The sequence below is a fragment of the Poseidonibacter lekithochrous genome, from assembly GCF_013283835.1.
Classification (GTDB): Bacteria; Campylobacterota; Campylobacteria; order Campylobacterales; family Arcobacteraceae; genus Poseidonibacter; species Poseidonibacter lekithochrous.
Window position 1 is genome coordinate 1,304,018 of sequence record NZ_CP054052.1, and the last position, 16,678, is coordinate 1,320,695.

Below are 16,678 nucleotides of genomic sequence, written 5' to 3' on the forward strand. Positions count from 1 at the left end.
TTTTTTGATAAAAGTTATCAAAAATACAAGTTTGGATTGTATTAGATTGTAACTTTCAAGTATCTTTAAAATGATATTGAGTATCATAACTACAATAAATCACACTCAAATCACAGAGGAATTATTAATGACAAAATTAATGAATTTTGCAAAAAATGATATAGAAGTCTTAATTGTAGAAGATGAAACAGTATTGGCAATTGGTATGGAAGCTTCTTTAGAAGACTTAGGTTATGAAGTATCTGGAATAGAAACAACAGCACAAAGAGCAGTAAATCATGCTAATGATAACTTACCTGATATTGTAATAATGGATATTAATTTAAAAGGCAAAGATTCTGGAATAGAAGCTGCAAAACAAATATGGAAGAAACATAAAATACCTATAGTATTTCTGACTTCATATAGTGATGATGTAACTGTAAAAAATGCAATGGAGAGTGAACCTTACGGATATTTGATTAAACCTTGTCGTGATAAGGATTTGGACATTGCTATAAAAATGGCTTTACATAAACATAACTATTTTTTTAAAAACAAAGAGTGTTTAATAGATGAATCAATAATTAATTTAAGTGAGAACTTCAAATATGATAAAGCAAAAAGAATACTATTTCATAATAATAAACATGTAAAACTAACAGGGAATGAAGTTAAATTTTTTGATATTCTAAGTGAAAAACCAGAAGAGTCTGTGAGTTTTGATAGGATTCTTAGTTTTATTTATAGAGATGAATACTCTGATATTGGAAAATTAAGAACCTTAGTATATAGGTTAAGAGCAAAATTGGAAGAAGAACTATTTGAGAATATTTATGAATTTGGTTATAGGTTAAAACTTGCCTAGGAGTATTAAGTTTTCAAATTTATCAATTTCTGTTAAGTTACTCTTATCTCTTCTTGCTCTGGCAAGTGGTTTATTAACTATTCTTTTTTTACTAATTATTCCAAAAATGGAAAAAGAACAATACTCTTATAAAATAAAACAAGTAGAGCAAACTATTGCTTTAAATACTCAACAATTAAAACTATCAGTAGATTATATTATTAGTGATGGAAAAGCAAATGCCACAAGAATAAAAGACTCTTTAGAATATAAAATACATAAAATTGAGGATAAATTACAGACTTTAGATGATAAGAATAAAGCTTTGTTTTTAAAGGAGCAAGGTAATAACTTAGGCTGTGAACTCTCTTTAATAGATAATAAAAGTAAAAAGCCAAAATATGAAATAAATGAATTATCAAATGATGGTTATATTCAATTCAAATCTAGAAATGCCACTTTTAATAAATGGCATGTTTTTACAAAAAAAGAAGAAGAGAATTTATGTCCAACTCTTACAAAACATATAACGTATTCTAAAAAGTTTGATGAAAATAGTTCAATTTTTCTCTCTTGTAATACTGATGTTTTTTATAATCATGAACATAGTAAAGAGAGTGAGATAAAAAAATATATTCAAAAAAGCTTCTCTTATACTAATCCTTTACATAAAGGTAAAACTTTTTTAATGTGGTTAAATGTAGAAGATGCAAGTAATGAGCCTTTATACAATAGAGAAGATAATATTAAAAACAACAAATATTGTATTAGTAAACTATCAGATGTAGATGCCATAAAAACTGGTCTTTTAAGTGCAAAACAAATATTGGAAGCTAGTGAAGGAAAACCAATTATTCATATGATGGATAAAGAAAATGATATAGGTAATTATAAATATAAAGCTATATCTTGGATTAGAAGTATTAATAATCATGAAAAAAGAAGATTGATTTTTGTTACAACTATCTATAAAGAAGATTTAGACAATAATATTGATTCTGTATTTTGGAAGATTTTACCAGCCTCTCTTTTGGCTTTAATTTTCTCAATTATTACAGGTTTCTTGTTATTTAGAAAATTCTCTAAGAGTTTAGATGTACTTGTAAAAACCTCAAAAGAAGTACGACTTGGAAATATTAATTTACGATCTAATATAAAAGGGAAAGATCATATTGGAGAGCTTGGACATACTTTTGATTTAATGCTTGATTCTATGGAAAACAATATTAAGAATCTAGATTCTAAAGTTGAATATAGAACTAGTGAGTTAAAAAAGTCTTTAGATGAAAAAAATACTTTGTTAAAAGAGATTCATCATCGAGTAAAAAATAATCTTAGTTTTACTATTAATTTAATAAAACTACAAAAAAGAAAAGTAAGTGATGAAAGTACAAAAGAGTTATTAACAGATGTAGAAGAGCGAATTTATATTATGGAACTTCTTCATAGAAAACTATATGAATCAAAAGATTTAAACTCGATACCTTTTAAAAAGTATATAAATGAACTAGTTGAAGATATTACATATGCTTACAATATTAATGATTTAAAATTAAATATTGATATTGATGAGGTATTTATGGATATTGAACATGCCTTACCTTGTGGCTTAATTATTAATGAATGTATAACTAATTCCTTTAAATATGCATTTGGAGACAAAGAGAATGAATTTAGTATTATTTTTAGAAAAGAAAAAAATAAGTGCTTACTAGAAATATGGGATAATGGAAAAGGTTTACCTGATAATCTGGATATTAATAAAACAAAAAGTCTAGGTTTAAGATTGATTTCCTCTATTTCTAAAGGGCAATTATTAGGACAGATTAAATATATTAATGACAAGGGTGTTAAGTTTATTATCACTTTTGATATTGAAGAATAAATAAATAGGATTCTTTTACTCTTATTTAAGAATTATAGTATATAATCTATTTGCGACTTAGTTGCAATAATACAAATGGAATATTTTATGGATATATTAAAATCAAATATTGCAAAACTTCCTTCTAAACATGGGAAGTTTTTTATAAAAGCATATAAACAAAACGATCAAGAACACCTAGCAATTATGAGCGAAGACTTTGAGTCTTTGAGTTCTCCTTATGTTAGAGTTCACAGTGAATGTTTAACAGGTGATGCCTTAGGTAGTTTAAAATGTGATTGTCAAAACCAATTAGAACTAGCTTTGGATTTTATTACAAATGAAGGTGGTTTAGTAATTTACCACAGACAAGAAGGTAGAAATATTGGTTTATTAAATAAAATCAATGCTTATGCTTTACAAGATCAAGGTAGAAATACAGTTGAAGCAAATTTAGAACTTGGATTTGCAGAAGATGAAAGAGATTATAGTGTTGTAAAATTTATTTTAGAAGACCTAAATGTAAGTAAGTTAAAACTTATTACAAACAATCCGAAAAAAATAGAATATATTGAATCTTTAGGGGTTGAAATACAAGAAAGAATCCCAGCTGTTACAAAAACAAATAAATATAATAAAGACTATTTAGATACAAAAAAAGAACATTTTGGACACTATTTATAAGAAGAAACTAGGCAGTTTCTTCTTTTTCTACTTCCTCATCCCATAATATAGATACTCCGTACTCTTCATCCGTTATCACATATTTGAAGTACTCACCTGTACCTTTTCTACCATGAAGTCTTATTGTGGCTTGTCCATCTTTTAATAAGTTTTTCATTTCATATTCAGAAAAACTTCTTTTATTCCATCTTAAAAATGCATTTGAATAAACTCTAAATCTACATGTTGAGTCTGCTGTGAATACGTATTGTTCACTTTCATCATACTCTTTTTTTGAATTTTGACATGAATAAAGTTTTACAGTTTTACCTTGTGCTGTGATTTTTTTAGATGTAACAATTCCATCACAATAAGGGCAATTTCCTAATATCATTTTGTTTAGTTCCTAGATGTTTGTTTAATAGTGGTATTTTAGCAGATTAAAAATAGAGTTTAAAAAAATATGTCAATTTGTAAGATTAAAAGAAAAAAGCCTAAAGCTCTTTTCCTTCAAAATTGTTTTTTTCTACATTATGAACAACTTCAGATGCTATTTTATTTGTTTCAATAGCTATTTGATTTGTTTTTTGTGCAATTTGAGTGTTTTCTTGAGTATATGAATCTAATCTATCTACAATATCTCCAATGAATCTCATTTTAGAGTCTTGTTCTTTTGCAGCATTTGTAACATCATCAATTAATTGATTTGTTTCATTGATTTTCTCTTCAAGTTCATTAAATCCTTCAATCATAGAATCACTAATTTTTTTACCTTCTTTTGTTTTAAGTGTAGCACTTTCAACTAAGTTTGTAATCTCTTTAGCTGCATCCGCAGATCTATTTGCTAGGTTTCGAACTTCTGCTGCAACTACTGCAAATCCTTTTCCAGCTTCACCTGCTGTTGCTGCTTCAACAGCTGCATTTAGTGAAAGAATATTTGTTTGGAAAGCAATTTGATCAATAATAGCAATTGCTTCATTAATTGCACTTACTTTGTCATTAATATCATCCATAGAAGTTGCAGTTTTAGAAGCTAGGTTTTTACCTTTATTTGCAGACTCTTTTGTGTACGATGAAATATTTGACATCTCACTAGCTTTTTGGTTTGTACTACTAATTGTTTGACTAATATCTTTAATTGCATTAGTTGTTTCATCTAATGATTCTGTTTGTTTAATTGCATTTTGATTTAAAATATTAACATCTCTTGTTAATTGTTCTGAACTATTTTTTAGTGTTAATCCATCTTTTTGATTAGATCTAAGCATATCTGTAATCATTTTATTCATAGAGATAATCTCTTTTCCAATCTCTCCATTTGCATTATCATCAAGTCTTGCTCTAAAGTCATAGTTTGCATAACTCTCAAGAACTTTAGCTAACTGATTAATATCATTTCCTACAAAACATTCTAGTTTTTGTAACATTTCATTAATTAATTCTTTTAATTCATTTAGAGATTTTGTACTAGAGTCTTTTGAAATTCTTCTACTTAAATGACCTTCTCCAACGCTATTTACAACGTCTTTTACATCATTAATAAGTTCATTTTCTTCATTAATACTCTTTGTAATTGTTTTAACATTAGCATTAATATTTTTAGCCATTTTTCCAAACTCATCATCTTGAGTGATTTCAATTTCTTTAATATCATCAGTTTGTTTGTTTAAGAATTTGAAGAAATTATCTAATCCACGCTCAATTGTATTTAATTTGTTTGTTAATATTCTAGTTCCAATAAATACAACAATACCAATTAATAATGTTGTAATTAATCCTGCAAAGATTGAGAACTTCTCAATAACATAGGCATCTTCCAAATACTCTTCATCAGGAACTGATAATCCAAATCCCCAGTTTATATCTGAATCACTAATTTCAAATGATGCAAGGTAGTTAAATGAAGGCTTATTATTGATTTCTGATTTATTCTCAAAAAATAGATCTTTTTTGTTTTTGATATTTTTAATAATATCTTTTGAAATAGGAGTTTTATTGATTTGTTCTAGTTTTTTCCCATGGTTTTTAGCATTTGGATGGGCAATTAATGTTCCTTGAGAAGTTAAAATATATCCATAACCACTGTCAAGAATTTTTAATTTAGAGATTTTTTGTACGATTTTATCTAATGAAATATCGATTCCAACAACACCTACAAATTTACCTTTCTTGTACATAGGAATTGAAACTGTAGTATTTAATACATTTTTCCCATCTACTTCAAATTTATATGGTTCAGTAATAAATTCTTTTTTTGTTCTCTCAGGTTCTGTAATCCATTTATTGTTTTTAAGAACTGGATATTGCCATACAAGATTTATTTCACCATTATTTTTCATTACATAAGGTGAGAATCTACCTGTTTCATCATGGGCATATCTATTAGCCATTCTTGAAATATTTGGATAAAACGAGTTTGGTTCAAAATATGTCCAAACCCCAACAATATAAGGATTTTTTTCTAATATTGAACTCATAAGTTCAACAAGAACAGGTTTATCATACATTACATTTTCATTTAATGCAGTTTCTAGTGTTGCACTGAATGTTTTAATTAGAACAACCGATTTCTCGATGTCACCTTTGATTTCTAATGCATTTTTATAACCCAATTGCATCATATAGTCTTTAGATATTTTTTTACTATCTTTAAATGCTTTATTTGAGATTAGATATGTAGAGATTGTAGATAAGACAATTAATACAGATAATACACCAAATAATAACTTTTTACTAAAATTTAAATTATTAAACATTATACAAACCTTTTTTCCTAGTAATAATCAATTATTATATATAAAAAGTGTTTAGTTTTTGTTATTAAAAAGCATTAATTTTGTAAATTTCGAAATTCGCTTTTATGGTGCTAGTCTAGATATTTCCCATTTGCCAGATTCGTTTTTTTCATATAGAAATCTATCATGTAATCTATCTTGTCCACCTTGCCAAAATTCGACTCTTATAGGTTTAACAATATAGCCACCCCAAAATGATGGAAAAGGTACTTCCCCACTTGCAAATTTGTTTTTCATTTCATCAAATTTTTGCTCTAATAAACTTCTTGATGAGATTACTTCACTTTGATGTGAAACCCAAGCTCCTAATTGACTTCCTTTTGGTCTTGCCAAGAAATATTTTAGGGATTTAGTTTTTGATATTTTTTCAATTGAACCTTCAATTTTTATTTGTCTTTCTAGTTCTAACCATGAAAAAAGTAGGGCTGATTTTGGATTTTCTTCGATTTGTTGGGCTTTTTTACTTTTGTAGTTTGTAAAAAAAACAAAACCATCTTCATCAAAAGTTTTTAATAATACTGTTCTAATACTTGGCATCATATCTTTACCAACTGTTGCTAAACTCATTGCATTTGGTTCACATAACTTTTCATTTAATGCATCATTAAACCATATTTCAAATTGTTTAAAAGGATTAGTGTTTAGGTCTTTTTCTTCTAAACCTTTTGTAGTATATTTACCTCTAAGATGTGTTAAGTCCAAAATATCTCCTAGTGTTGATAATATATTTTATCTAATACTATCTCAAAGTCTAAGATAAATATTCTGGTTTATGTAAAAAGAATCCTTGAGAATGAGTTATTCCTAACTCTTTTACCATTTCATGGATTTGCTCAGAGTGAACAAACTCAGCAACAATTTCAATTCCAAGTTTTTGAGCGAAGCTTACAATAGTTGAAACAGTTAAGTGTAAATTTTCATTCGTATCAATATCTCTAATTAGTGAGCCATCAATTTTTAGAATATCAATATTTAATTTAATAATATATTCAAAGTTTGAATATCCTGTTCCAAAGTCATCAATGGCTATTTTACAGCCAATTCTTTTCATTTTTGTAATAAATGAAGATACTTCATCAAAGTTTTCAATACCTTCTGATTCTACAATTTCTAAGATTGCTTTTTTTGCTGTATTTGTTTCTATTAATTTATTTACTAAAAAATCTACAGTTTTTTTATTTGTTATATCTTGAATAGTAAGATTTATTGAGAACATTTTGTCTTTATCTTGAAAATATGTACATGCTTTTTCTATCATGATTCTTGTCATATTTGGATAAAGTTTAGCTTTTTTCGCATGTTCTAAGAATTTAAATGGAGAAATAATAGTTCCATCTTTTTGTTTCATTCTCATTAATGTTTCATATTTATATTCATTAGTATTATTGTTATAAATCTTTTGTGCATACATTAGTATAGAGTCGTGTTTTAGAGCATATTTAATCTCTTTTGTAAAATTAATATTCTCTTTTAACTTCTCTTGAATATCAATTCTATCATTAAATACACATACTTCTAAGTTTTTCTCTTTGGCATGAGATAAAGCCATTTCCGTATTAGTAATTAAAGTCTTTTTTCCCGTAGCAATTCCAATAGTAAGAGATAAGTTAAAAATATCATCATCTACTGTAAAGTCTACTTTTGCCATATGTTCAACAATTCTCTCACATGTTAAAGTAAGTTCTTTTAGTGAGAAATCACCTCTTGCTAAAATTGCAAAAATATCACCTGAAATTCTATACATATTTAGATTAGTACTTTTGAATTTTAGTAACTCTGTTGCGAATTGTTCTAATATTCTATCTCCAACATCGATTCCATATGAATCATTTAAATCCTTGAATCTATCAATATCTATGATTGCAAGTTTAGGAAATACCACACTTTTAAGATCTGTAATCATTTTTGATCTATTGTATAAATTACATAATTCATCAATTGATTGTTTATAAATAATTTTATCTTTTTCATACAATGAACTTACATCATGTCTAATTCCAATAAACTCTGTAATTTCTGAGTTTTTATCTAAAATTGGAATAATAGTTGTGTTTACATAATAAGAAGTACCATCTTTTCTTCTATTACAAATAATTGCTCTAAATATCTCTTTTTTTCTTACTGTTTCCCAAAGATCTCTAAACACTTCATCTGGTACTTCAGGATGTCGTATAATGCTGTGCATTTTTCCTATAAGTTCATCTTCTTCATATCCAGAGATTGAGCAAAAATTATCATTTACATAAGTAATTTCTCCATCAAGGTTTGTTTTTGAAACAATAGCACTTTCATCTAAGGCATTTTTATATTGTCCAAGTAGTGTCAAACTATCAAATAAGTTTTCACTTGTTTTATCATGATCTTGTAAGTGGTTATTAATATCTTTTATATAATTATTTGAAGCTGTTAGTTCATGGTTCTTTTTTTCTATATTTGCTTCGAAGACTTTTCTTTTTTCTATATCTCTCCATGAAATATATAAATATTCTTCATCTTTTATTTTCATTGGTTTTAAAGTAATCTCAACCCAGAATGTTTCATTAGTAATTTTTTTATGTAACCATTCAAATCTAATTACCCCATTGTCATAAGAGTTTTGCATCATTTCATTTGCTTTTTGTTTTGAGCTTTTTCCATCTGGTTGAAATTGAGGTGAAATATATGCAGGGTGAGTATCTATTAAATCATCTTTTGATGATATATTCAAGGCTTTTAATGCAGCTTTATTACAGTCTACATATTTGAATCCTTTAACAAATAGAATTGGATCAACAGAGTTCTCAAAGAGAGTATCATAATGATCAATATTGTTAAAAGTAAAATTATTTTCCATATTTTATGTGGCCTTGTTTTATTAAAGTGTATAAATATATAACAATAAAACTTAAATAAAGCAAGGTGTTTCTCTATAAAAATAATTTTTTTATAGAGAAAAGTGAAAATTAGTCAAAAATCTTTAAAACTATCTCTTTTAGTTCTTTTTTCATAACATCATTCAATATTTTTTTATTTGAATAAATATAGAAAGGAACAGTGTTTAACATTGATTGTTTAAGTCTTTTTCTAAGAGTAGATACTTCATCAATATTAGTTAATTCTTCTCCATCATATAAACAGAAATCTTTTTGTATTCCTATTTTAAAAGATACAACTTGAAAAGTAAAAAATAAATCATCTTTTTTATTTTCCCATCTTTTAATAAAAGAGTCTAATTCTTTTTGTAGGATTTTAGATTTATGTTCTGTAATATATCCAAAACTCTCTCTAAATTTGTATCTTTCAACTGTAGAAAATCCAAGTACTTTATAAAACTCATTTAAGTTTTTCCAAGGACTTCTGAATCTTCTTTTTCCAAATAGTACCTCTTCAAAAGAGTATAAATATTTTTTTTCATGAGCTTCTAAATCTTCTCTATCTTTGATTAAAAAATACTCATGTTTAAATAATGAGATTAACCAGTTTTCATCTAACATAGAGATATTATCTAACTCTTTTTCTATGTTTTTATCTTTGAAATTCCAAAGCATAGAAATATTATGTAAAATATCACTTTGTGTTTCTTCATCATTAAAATATTTTGTAGATAAATATTGAACAACATTTTCAAGTAGAGCATCAGTTTTTGCAATACCGTGATTATAAATAACTTTTTTATATAAATTAAATCTCATTTCTAACATATGTTCAATATCAATTAAAGACATGTCAAAAAAGCTAAGATAAAAATTATTATTCTTTTTTACTAATACAGCTTGTTTTGTAATTCTAATATGATCATTAGGTCCAGTAATATATCCACTAGCTAACATATCTCTATTTACATAATCTAATCTATCAGCATCAACTGTACTATCAATAAATTTATGTAAAACATTAAAATCAAAACCATTATAAACTTTGTCTTCAAAAATATATAATGATAGTTTTTCAATTAGTTTTATATACTCTTTGTCAATATTCTTTTTAAGAAGACTACTTACTTCGTATTGGAATAATAATGATAATAAGTTTTTACCAATTGCTTCATGTAATACTTTTGATGCATTGTTTGTAATGTCATCATATATATCTTTGAATTCAATCTCTTTTTGTACTAATACTTCTTGATTTAACTCTTTTTCTTTAATCTTGTTATAGACTTTTTTTAGAGCATTTTCAATTTGATGAGAGAAGGGTAGATGTCCTACATCATGTAATAAACCAACAATTCTAATAGTTTGTAAAACAATACTATATGTTGCTCTATGGGCTTTTGATTTTGTAGGAACTGTAAATTGATATAAAGCTTTATTATCAAAATATTCCATATCATCTAAATCTAATTTTAGGTCTTCTTCTTTTATTATTTGAATAATTACATCTTTTAATGAGTTTAAAAAATCATTTTTAGTTGTTTTATCCGCATTTAGTAAAGAGTTTTTAAACATAAAAGAAGCTAAATGCATAGTACCAAGAGAATGAATAAATCTCTTGGTTGTGATTGATGGATATGAAAAATATGCTAAAGCATTTTGTGTAATAAATTGTAATCTATTTACAACTTTTGTTTGTAAAATCTTGTCTTCAAGTTTTGTGTATTCGATATGATTATAAATTGTATCGTTAATTAGTCTATTTTGTATTTTATATTCCTTATCTAGATCTTTTTTCAAAGATTCTTTCTGTAAATTCAGCGAATTTACCTCTAACTGCTTTTTCTAGTTCTATTGCAAACATCTTAACTTCAGGATGTTCAAACTTAGTATGTTTAAGCAGAGTTGTTAATCCATTATTATATTTATTTAAATATAAATTATCGATTTGCCGATTCGAACCAATTACAACTGCCATACAAGATTCATCTAGTCTTGATAGAATTAATTGTGTTGTATTCTCTGAGCTATTTTGCCATTCATCCATTATTACAATAGCACTAGATAGAGTTCTACCTCTAGCTTCTCCTGGCCATAATGTTTCCATACAATACTTTGATTCAAGTTCTGAGATTTTTGATTCTATTGATTCACTGTTCTCTCTATTTTCTGACTTTTTAAGATGTTTTTTTGCAATAAACTCTAAAGTATCTTGTAATGCCATATTATAGATTCTAAACTTCTCATCATTTCCTGCTAAGTATCCAACATCAGCACCTTTATCTAGGGACTCAATAGAGTTTCTAACATAAACAATTTTGTCATAATATCCTAAATCAATTAGTCTCATTGCGCAAACAATTGACATAAGAGTTTTCCCACTTCCTGCTTTTGCATCAATAACTAATAAGTCGTACATATTAGATAAAATTGCTTTTGTAAATAGTTTTTGTTTTAAATTTACTGGTTTTACATTTAGAGCTTTGAAGTCATTCTCTTTTAATAAATCAAGTTTTCCATTATGTGTAATTGCATATTCGCTATTACCATCAGAACTTTCAAATATATAAGAGAAGTTCTCTTGGGAGTGTTCAGGATCTATCTCTTCAACTGCTTTATTATCTAAGGAATTAAATATAGTAGAGTCTAGCTCTATATTTTTAACAAACTCAAATTTTGGTACAGTTGATTTATCATCATGTAGAGTTTCTGTTTTGATACTTTTAAATAAAGCGAAGATTCTTGCATAAACATCTAATGATAAGAATATAGTTTGTGCACCTTTATAATACTCTTGTGCAATTGAAGCTACTTCAATGATTCTTTTATCATTACTTTCACTTAAATGTATTTGTTCTATTTGTGTGTCATATGTATCTTTTGAGATAATATCTAGATTAATTTCGTCATTTGAAAACTTTACCACTTTGAAACCAAGTTTATAGTCAACTTCCTTAATTTTCATCTTTGCTAATAATCTTGCAAATTCTCTTGAATAAAATCCTAGTTCATTTGTCAGCTTTTTTTTATCCTCTAATTCTAATAAAACTGTTTCAGGAATTACAATATGGTTGGTTTTATTGTCAGAGATTTTAAATAGATTCTGAAGATTTTGTAAGATGATGTTTGTGTCTAGTACATATACTTTTTCTTTCATATTTCATTATAGCACGTATTGGTTACAAAGTAATAACAAAATATGGCAATAAATAATCAAATAAAGTTTAAATTACTCTTGAATTATTTTTTTAAAGTAGTATAATATTTGCAAAAAACTAAATAACATCAGGTCTTTACTTTGAACAGAATAAGAAGAAATAATATACACTACTTATTAAAAACATCTTTAGAACTAGCTAATGAGGCTATTTATTTAATTGATTCTAATGGTAAAATAATATTTGCAAATGCCACTGCCTGTACGGTTTTAGGCTATATGCGTAAAGAGGTATTAAAGCTTAATGTTTGGGATATAGATGGTATTGTCTCAACAAAAAAAGAGTTCTTATCAAAACTAAAACTAATCAAAGAATATGACCCTGAAACTCCTATAAAAATACAATCTACACATAGAAAAAAAGATGGTACTTATATGCCTGTTGAAATTAGCTCACGTGTAGTTCTTATCAATAATAAAGAGCATATAATCTCTTATGTTACTGATATAACTGACAAAGTTAATCAAGATGAAAAACTTAACTTATATTTTGAATTTATTAAAGAATCAAATGAAATTATAATCTTAGTGGATTTTGAAACACAAAAAATTGAGTTTGCAAATCAAGAGGCTTGTTTGGTTTTAGGTTATACCCTAGAAGAGTTTAAACAAGTGAGAATTTCTCAAATAAGAAAAGCCATTGGTGATAATGCTCAAATTCCAGGTGTATTTAAAGAGATATCTCAAACGAAAAACCTTATTACTTTAGGACAATATATATGTAAAGATGGAAGTAGCGTTTTTGTAGAAACATCTCTTAGTTTGAAAAACTTCCAAGGAAAAGATTATATTCTTGCTTTCTCAAGAGACATTAGTGATAGGCTAGAGTTAGAAAAAAGAAGAGAAGAAGTAAATACCAAACTTGCAAATTATAATAAAACCCTAAAAGATGAAGTATCAAAAATCAAAAAAGAACTAGTAGAGTATGAAGATATTATGCATAGACAATCTAAAATGGCTGCTATGGGAGAGATGTTAGAAAACATAGCTCATCAATGGAGACAACCTTTATCTGTTATTTCAGTACTATCAACGGGAATGCAAATTAATCATGAATCAGATAATCTAGACTCAGTTACTTTAAGTAATGGTTTAAATGATATTAATACAAGTGCTCAATACTTATCAAAAACTATTGATGATTTTAGAGATTTTTTCAAACCTAATTATAATAAGAGTACTTTTCCTATTAGAGAAGTAGTTGAATATACTGTTAATCTTGTAAAAACAAAATTTGCATCTTTACATATTGTTATTGTTGAAAATATTATGGACTTAGATGTATATACTTTTAAAAATGAGTTAATTCAAGTAATTATTAATATTCTAAATAATGCTGGAGATGAATTAATTGAATCAAAAAATAAAAGAAAATTAATATTTATAGAAGCCTATACTAATGATAATTCCATTTTTATTAAAATAAAAGACAATGCAGGTGGAATTCCACCTCATATTCTCAATAGAATTTTTGAACCATACTTTACTACAAAACATAAATCTCAAGGAACAGGAATCGGACTGTTTATGAGTAATGAAATCATAAAGAAGCACATGAAAGGCGATATTATCGTAAAGAATAGAGAATTTATGTATGAAGATGCCTTATATAAAGGTGCTGAATTTATTATCAAACTGCCTCACCAATAAAAAAATCTACTCAAACTGTTTAAAAATAGAATAAATCAATAAATAATTTATTTTAACATTCCATTATTCTTACATTTTATTTAATTATCATATAATATTTTAAATTTAAATAATTATGTTTAGTATTAAAGGATATAAAAATGAGGATTATGATTGTTGATGATTCCAAGGTCGCTAGACTTGGAGTTAAAAAATCATTACCTGCAAATATGATAGAAATCAATGATATTGAATTTGCTTCAAATGGACAAGAAGCAGTTGATAAATATAAAAATAATAAATTTGATTTAATTTTTATGGATTTGACAATGCCAATAAAAAATGGATATGAAGCAACAAAAGAGATTAGTTCTCATGATAAAGATTCGTATATTATTGTAATTACTGCTGATATTCAAAATAAAGGTTTATCTCTTGCTAGAGAAAATGGGGCAAGAGATGTTATTAAAAAACCAATTGATCCAAGTAAACTAAATCATGTTTTAGTTGACTTTTTTAAAAATAGAGAAAAACAAAATGGATAATATAATGGATTTTAATGAAGATGAAATAGATTTCTTACAAGAGTTATTAAATGTCTCTTTTGGAGGATCAACTGCGCTTATATCGAATATGTTAGATACTTTTGCAACTATGCATATACCAAAAATAAAAATGCTTAATATTAAAGAATTAAAAGATTTTATAAATAAGAACTTTAATGAATCAGAAGAGTATGTGGTTTTTTCTCAGCAGTTCAGAGGTGGAATCGAAGGAGAAGCAGTTTTTATCTCTAATTACAACTCTATAAAACATTTAAGTGTGGTACTAAATGAAGATGATGAAGTCCAAGAAGTTGAAGATATTATTGATTTATCGTCAGAGTTATTAAACATTGTTAACTCAGCAACAATAAAAGATATGGCTAAAAATCTTGATAAAGAGGTGTTTTTTGCACAACCTTCAATAAAAAGTGTAAGAAGTAATGAGATTATTGGTAATACAAATCTAACAAGTTATAAAACAATTATTGTTGTTTCAACTGTATTAGATTTTGAGAAAGAGGATATTACAGGTACTTTGTATGTACTTTTAAAACCTAAAACTATAGAGATTATAAAAAGAGCTGCCCAAGAGTTCTTTTCTGAGGTATAAAGACTATGAAGTTTGATGAAATTTTTAGCGATACACAAATTCTGGAATATTTTAATTTTGGAATATGTATTTTAGATCCAGATTTAAAAGTACAGTATTGGAATAGTTGGATATCTTTTTTTACTAAGATATCTCCAAATGAAATAAAAGGACAAAATCTAGAAGAGTTTTTTCCTAATATAAATATCAAGAAGTTAAAAAGACAAATAGTAGCCGCTATTAGTATTGACTCTGCTACATATTATACTTCAAAAGATGGTTATATATTTCCTATTGAATTAGATGAAATTACAAATCCTATTTATAAATATATGCAACAACAAATTACAATTTTCCCAATTAGTGATAATTACGTATTATTAAGTATTGCAGATCAAACATCACTAAAAGAAGCAAATAAAAAGATAAAAGAGTTTACACAAATTATTGAGAGAAAAAGAAAACTTTTAAAAGATAAATTAACTGGATTAGAAAATAGAAATAAACTACTTTTAGATTTAGATATTGATGAGAATAAACAATTAGCACTATTTAATATCAAAGGTTTTAATGAAATAAACGATTTCTTTGGTTATGAATTAGGGGATAAGTATCTTATTTTTATTGCGAATAAGTTTTTAGAGTTTACAAAAGATTTAGATATTGATATTTTTAAATTAACAGCGGATGAGTATGTTTTATACTCTGCTAATAATAAAACCTATACTAATGATGAGTTTATAGAAATTACTCAGAATATTCTAAAAGATTTAGAGAATCAATACTTTTTCAATGATTCTCAACGATTAGCAATATACCTAAGTGTTGGAGTATCTTTTTATCAAGATAAGATTTTAGAAACTGCTGATATCGCTATGAAAAAATCTAAACAAAAAAAAGAACTTATTGTTTATGATGATAGTATCAATAGGGAAAAAGAGATACAAGAAAAACTAAAATGGTTTGAAGTTTTAGAAGAAGCTATAAGTTCAAATAAAATAAAAACATTTTTCCAACCAATTTTTAATATGCAAACTAAAGAAATAGAAAAATATGAAACTTTAGTTCGTTTAATAGATAAAAATGACAAAGTAATTTCTCCTTATTTTTTCTTGGATATTTCTAAACAAGCAAAACTATATAATGAAATCACAGCAACTGTGATCAATCAAAGTTTTGAGAAGTTTAAAGATAATGATTATGAATTTTCAATTAATTTTTCAGTAGAAGATATAGAACATGAACCAACTGTAAATCTTTTAGTTTCAAAACTTCAAGAGTATCCTTCAATTGCAAATAGGTTAGTTATTGAGCTTTTAGAAGATGAGGGAATTGAGAACTTTGAAATGATAAATGAGTTTATCTTAAAACTAAGAGCCTTTGGGGTTAAGTTTGCTATTGATGATTTTGGAACTGGATATTCGAATTTTTCATATCTTCTAAAATTAGATATTGATTACCTAAAAATTGATGCTTCCCTAATCAAAAATATAAACCTTGATACAAACTCTAAAAAGATTGTTGAAACATTAGTTGAGTTTAGTAAGAAAATTGGAGCAAAGACAATAGCTGAATTTGTTCATAATAAAGAAGTATTTGATGATATTTCAGACATTGATATAAACTACGCACAAGGTTATTATATTGATGAACCACGGGCAAATATTGGATCAAAACCACTTTGGAAATAATAAATAT

13 protein-coding genes are annotated in these 16,678 nt (G+C 26.2%); 7 read left to right on the forward strand and 6 right to left on the reverse strand.

The genetic code is table 11. The annotated features are described in order from the left end of the window. The first annotated feature begins 127 nt into the window (after window positions 1-127). From ALEK_RS06330 to ribA, 3 genes are all read left to right on the forward strand, one after another. On the forward strand, window positions 128-847 hold the full coding sequence (locus tag ALEK_RS06330) for a response regulator (protein WP_071625989.1): 720 nt from the start codon (window positions 128-130) through the stop codon (window positions 845-847). Next, window positions 840-2,711 (forward strand): histidine kinase dimerization/phosphoacceptor domain -containing protein, encoded by a 1,872-nt coding sequence (locus ALEK_RS06335; RefSeq protein WP_071625988.1) that lies wholly within the window; start codon window positions 840-842, stop codon window positions 2,709-2,711. Before ALEK_RS06330 ends, ALEK_RS06335 begins: the two co-directional genes overlap by 8 nt. Before the next feature lie 87 nt (window positions 2,712-2,798). Then, window positions 2,799-3,374: a GTP cyclohydrolase II gene (gene ribA, locus ALEK_RS06340; protein ID WP_071625987.1), complete on the forward strand. Its 576-nt coding sequence runs from the start codon at window positions 2,799-2,801 to the stop codon at window positions 3,372-3,374. A gap of 7 nt (window positions 3,375-3,381) precedes the next feature. Here ribA and ALEK_RS06345 read toward each other — a convergent pair whose 3' ends face one another. The 6 genes from ALEK_RS06345 to ALEK_RS06370 form a co-directional block, all read right to left on the reverse strand. Further along, complete coding sequence (locus tag ALEK_RS06345; protein WP_071625986.1) at window positions 3,382-3,747, reverse strand: hypothetical protein; 366 nt, start codon at window positions 3,745-3,747, stop codon at window positions 3,382-3,384. A 100-nt stretch (window positions 3,748-3,847) separates the two neighbouring features. Continuing rightward, window positions 3,848-6,109 (reverse strand): methyl-accepting chemotaxis protein, encoded by a 2,262-nt coding sequence (locus ALEK_RS06350; protein WP_071625985.1) that lies wholly within the window; start codon window positions 6,107-6,109, stop codon window positions 3,848-3,850. Between the two features lie 102 nt (window positions 6,110-6,211). Continuing rightward, on the reverse strand, window positions 6,212-6,850 hold the full coding sequence (pdxH, locus tag ALEK_RS06355) for a pyridoxamine 5'-phosphate oxidase (protein ID WP_071625984.1): 639 nt from the start codon (window positions 6,848-6,850) through the stop codon (window positions 6,212-6,214). Between the two features lie 49 nt (window positions 6,851-6,899). Next, complete coding sequence (locus ALEK_RS06360) at window positions 6,900-8,981, reverse strand: sensor domain-containing protein (RefSeq protein WP_071625983.1); 2,082 nt, start codon at window positions 8,979-8,981, stop codon at window positions 6,900-6,902. A gap of 109 nt (window positions 8,982-9,090) precedes the next feature. Continuing rightward, entirely contained in the window at window positions 9,091-10,800 is a 1,710-nt protein-coding gene (locus ALEK_RS06365) for an HD domain-containing protein (RefSeq protein ID WP_228146252.1), read from the reverse strand. After that, a complete protein-coding gene (locus ALEK_RS06370) occupies window positions 10,781-12,157 on the reverse strand; it encodes a PhoH family protein (protein ID WP_071625982.1) in 1,377 nt (458 codons plus the stop codon). Before ALEK_RS06370 ends, ALEK_RS06365 begins: the two co-directional genes overlap by 20 nt. A 141-nt stretch (window positions 12,158-12,298) precedes the next feature. Here ALEK_RS06370 and ALEK_RS06375 point away from each other — a divergent pair, with 141 nt between their 5' ends. The 4 genes from ALEK_RS06375 to ALEK_RS06390 all read left to right on the forward strand — a co-directional run bounded on the left by ALEK_RS06375 (window position 12,299) and on the right by ALEK_RS06390 (window position 16,671). Continuing rightward, complete coding sequence (locus ALEK_RS06375; RefSeq protein ID WP_071625981.1) at window positions 12,299-13,867, forward strand: PAS domain-containing sensor histidine kinase; 1,569 nt, start codon at window positions 12,299-12,301, stop codon at window positions 13,865-13,867. A 140-nt stretch (window positions 13,868-14,007) separates the two neighbouring features. After that, on the forward strand, window positions 14,008-14,391 hold the full coding sequence (locus ALEK_RS06380) for a response regulator (protein WP_071625980.1): 384 nt from the start codon (window positions 14,008-14,010) through the stop codon (window positions 14,389-14,391). A 4-nt stretch (window positions 14,392-14,395) separates the two neighbouring features. Beyond that, the gene (locus ALEK_RS06385) at window positions 14,396-15,001 is read left to right on the forward strand and encodes a hypothetical protein (protein ID WP_071625979.1); all 606 of its coding nucleotides are present in this window, start codon (window positions 14,396-14,398) and stop codon (window positions 14,999-15,001) included. A gap of 5 nt (window positions 15,002-15,006) precedes the next feature. After that, window positions 15,007-16,671, forward strand: a complete 1,665-nt coding sequence (locus ALEK_RS06390) for a bifunctional diguanylate cyclase/phosphodiesterase (RefSeq protein ID WP_071625978.1) — start codon at window positions 15,007-15,009, stop codon at window positions 16,669-16,671. Window positions 16,672-16,678 lie beyond the last annotated feature (7 nt).